This window comes from Moorena sp. SIO3I6 (assembly GCF_010672095.1).
The window spans coordinates 1-3,574 of sequence record NZ_JAAHHU010000232.1 but is presented as its reverse complement, the minus strand read 5'-3'; the positions used below and the strand labels follow the sequence as shown (position 1 = coordinate 3,574).

Here is a 3,574-nt window from a genome sequence, read left to right as displayed (position 1 = left end):
TTATTAAGCAACAAAATAGTCGGGTAGGGTGGGCAAATTCTGATAGTTTGGCAATTCGATCAGTTATCATCTCAATTTGCCCACCCTACTTTATCAGCGTTCGCACTTCATCATTATAACCATTATTAAGCAACAAAATAGTCGGGTAGGGTGGGCAAATTCCGATAGTTTGGCAATATGATCAGTTATCAGGTCAATTTGCCCACCCTACTTTATCAGCGTACGCTTTCTTAAAGCGGTTTTCAAAAACCGGTGATAGCATTAAATTCCTTTATTAAGCAACAAAATAGTCGGGTAGGGTGGGCAAATTCTGATAGTTTGGCAATTCGATCAGTTATCATCTCAATTTGCCCACCCTACTTTATCAGCGTTCGCACTTCATCATTATAACCATTATTAAGCAACAAAATAGTCGGGTAGGGTGGGCAAATTCCGATAGTTTGGCAATATGATCAGTTATCAGGTCAATTTGCCCACCCTACTTTATCAGCGTTCGCTTTCTTAAACCGGTTTTCAAAAACCGGTGATAGCATTAAATTCCTAAATTAAGCAACAAAATAGTCGGGTAGGGTGGGCAAATTCCGATAGTTTGGCAATATGATCAGTTATCATCTCAATTTGCCCACCCTACTTTATCAGCGTTCGCACTTCATCAATATAACCATTATTAAGCAACAAAATAGTCGGGTAGGGTGGGCAAATTCTGATAGTTTGGCAATATGATCAGTTATCAGGTCAATTTGCCCACCCTACTTGCTCAGCGTACGCTTTCTTAAAGCGGTTTTCAAAAACCGGTGATAGCATTAAATTCCTAAATTAAGCAACAAAATAGTCGGGTAGGGTGGGCAAATTCTGATAGTTTGGCAATATGATCAGTTATCAGGTCAATTTGCCCACCCTACTTTATCAGCGTACGCTTTCTTAAAGCGGTTTTCAAAAACCGGTGATAGCATTAAATTCCTAAATTAAGCAACAAAATAGTCGGGTAGGGTGGGCAAATTCCGATAGTTTGGCAATATGATCAGTTATCAGGTCAATTTGCCCACCCTACTTGCTATGTGCGGTATATGGATGATTGGCTCATCCTTGCACCGACGCGGTGGAAACTGCGCAAGGGGATTAAGGTGGTCAATCAGGTGATGGCGGAGTTGAGGGTGGAGAAACACCCCGAAAAGACCTTTATCGGACGGATTGCCCAGGGGTTTGATTTCCTGGGGTATTGGTTTTCGCCACAGGGGTTGGGGGTGGCGAAAAAAACGGTGGAACGCATGGTGGATAAGGTGTTTCGGCTTTACGAGCAGGGTGCGGATGAGATGCGCATTGAGACTTACCTTAACCATTGGTGGCGGTGGGTTAGAAGTGGGGTGGATGGGGTGAGTCTGGTTGGTTTTGGGTTGGTCGTTTTCATAACTTTAACCCTAAACACAACAGAGGCGTACGCATTCGGTAGGGTAGGGTGGGCAAATTATGATAGCGTACGCATTCCGTTGGGTAGGGTGGGCAAATAATGATAGTTTGGCAATTTCTTCCTGAATCCTGTCCTAATGCCCACCCATCTATTACGGCGTACGCTCTAATCTTCTTTTGGACACAACGGTCCTCCCTCCTCTCAATCGCATTTTTACCACTGAATTTTCAACCCTAATGACCAACTACTATCTCCGACCCACTTTTTGCATACATCGCATGGTGCAACCAATTCGTTTTCTAGAGCTAATCTATTTGCTTTTTTTTCGAAGTATAACTTTTCGAACAAGTGTTTATCAAGTAATATTCTTCCCTTATAGTTATCATGCACTTCCTTAATTAATAGGGCTAAGGCGTTAGGCTCTGCACAATCGGACCAATGTCTTGAATACCATTCTCCGTATTGATTAGTCACCTCCTCAGAACCTACATTTTTATTAAACCATTTCTCTAACACTGACCAATTCTTTATGATGTCTAACGTCTCCGTACTATTGCCACTTTGGCCTCTTACCGAAAATTTTGTGTCGCCATCATCGTATATTAAATTTATTTCCGTACGCTCCACCTCAAACCCTTCCTTATCCCCATCACCCATCCGCTGCACCATACCCCCTTCAAACACAGATTTTTTTCTTTCTTGCATTCCACCTCCTTCCTTCACATTCAACGATTCCACCTCTTTTACACCTCTACGCTCTACCCTGCTGCCCCTATTCTCCGACATCCACAATCTCCTCCCCTTTCTTGTCTTTTTCTCACCTATCCTCTTCCTTTGTTGTACCACATGGGTCAACTCATGGGCGATCAACTCCTGCCCCCCCCTACTCCTTGGCTGATACGCTCCCTTCCGAAAAAACACATCCTGCCCCGTAGTAAACGCCTTCGCCTGAATCGACTTATTCAACTGATCCGCCCGGGCATCCGTATGCACCCGCACCCCACTAAAATCCGCCCCCATCGCCTGCTCAAGCGGATGTCTAATCGTTTCGGACAGTGGTTTTCCCCTTCCTCTTGCTTCCTTTAATCCCCCTTCTAAATTTCTCGGTGCCTTAATCCCTCCTGTTAACGCTTTCCTCTGTATTTTTACTATTGGCGTACCCTTCACTTCCCCCTCTAAATTTCCCTTCTGTGGTGATATAATCTGCTGTACTACCTGACGCGCTACTCGATCTGCCTCTTGCTCGTATTTATCTCCCGGCTTTCCTATAGTTAGCTTTGGTTGCAGCCCGATAACTCTCCTTCCCCTTTCCGGTTGGGTTACTCCTGATTCTAAGGTGCGCATCACCTTCGCACTCATACTTTCCCATTCCCCGACCGCCTCTTCCGCGTTCCACTCCCTTTCCTCTGCATCCAACCTTTCTCTTATACCTTTCCGTCTTTCGTCTTTCTTTTTTTGTTCATTTGACAACGAGGTAGAGTGAGAATATTTCGGTTTATAGGTATGAGTAGTGCGCATAGCTTTTTCCTTTTACCTTGTACCCTATTAGAAAAGAATATCAGTCGATCCCACCGTCAAAATGGAGCGCGACATGGCACCCCAAACTAAAACCAACTGGTATCACACTAATTTTAGATCTTTGTTACAAGAAATCGATCGAGTTCGTAACTATTTAGAAAACTACATAGAAGGTAAGATAAATCAACAAATCGTTACTGAATTTGTTGACGATACTTCTGCCCTGGCTCAACTTTGTATCCTCTTCAATCTAACCCCAATTGAAAGGGATATCCTGCTCATGTGCGTGGGCCAGGAAATGGATCATATGTTCCAGTCTTTGTTTGCCAAAGCCCAAAAAAATCATCCTCACAAAAACTATCCTAGTCTTTGTTTAGCTATGGACGCCCTGCCCGGAGCAAGTATTGAGGTCCTTTCTCCCCAAAGCCCTTTATTTTACTGGCAACTGCTCCTGATAGAGCCACGAAATATCCTAACCAAGTCCCCCCTAATAATTGACCAGCATATCCTCTGCTTTCTGTTAGGATACGATGCCACAGACCAGGAATTAGCAGGCAAGATCATACCCCAACCGCCTCAGACTAACCCGGTTTTTTTGCCTCCCTCTCAGTTAAGTATAGGGTCGCAATTGATAAGCATTTGGTCTGG

The 3,574-nt window shown here is 44.1% G+C and carries 2 protein-coding genes and 1 pseudogene; 2 read left to right on the top strand and 1 reads right to left on the bottom strand.

Annotated features, from left to right (window positions below):
* The first annotated feature begins 998 nt into the window (after positions 1-998).
* The gene (locus F6K49_RS32255) at positions 999-1,508 is read left to right on the top strand and encodes a reverse transcriptase domain-containing protein (protein ID WP_366514257.1); all 510 of its coding nucleotides are present in this window, start codon (positions 999-1,001) and stop codon (positions 1,506-1,508) included.
* A 113-nt stretch (positions 1,509-1,621) separates the two neighbouring features.
* On the opposite strand, the gene F6K49_RS32250 is transcribed toward F6K49_RS32255, so the two are convergent.
* A complete protein-coding gene (locus F6K49_RS32250) occupies positions 1,622-2,926 on the bottom strand; it encodes a DUF4157 domain-containing protein (protein ID WP_293103199.1) in 1,305 nt (434 codons plus the stop codon).
* A 73-nt stretch (positions 2,927-2,999) separates the two neighbouring features.
* Here F6K49_RS32250 and F6K49_RS32245 point away from each other — a divergent pair.
* Positions 3,000-3,574: pseudogene (locus tag F6K49_RS32245) on the top strand (ATP-binding protein); the annotation flags it as partial.

Coding starts and splice junctions, on each gene's coding strand:
- F6K49_RS32250 (WP_293103199.1), bottom strand. CDS start 2,926: ATGCGCACTACTCATACCTATAAACCGAAATATTCTCACTCTACCTCG.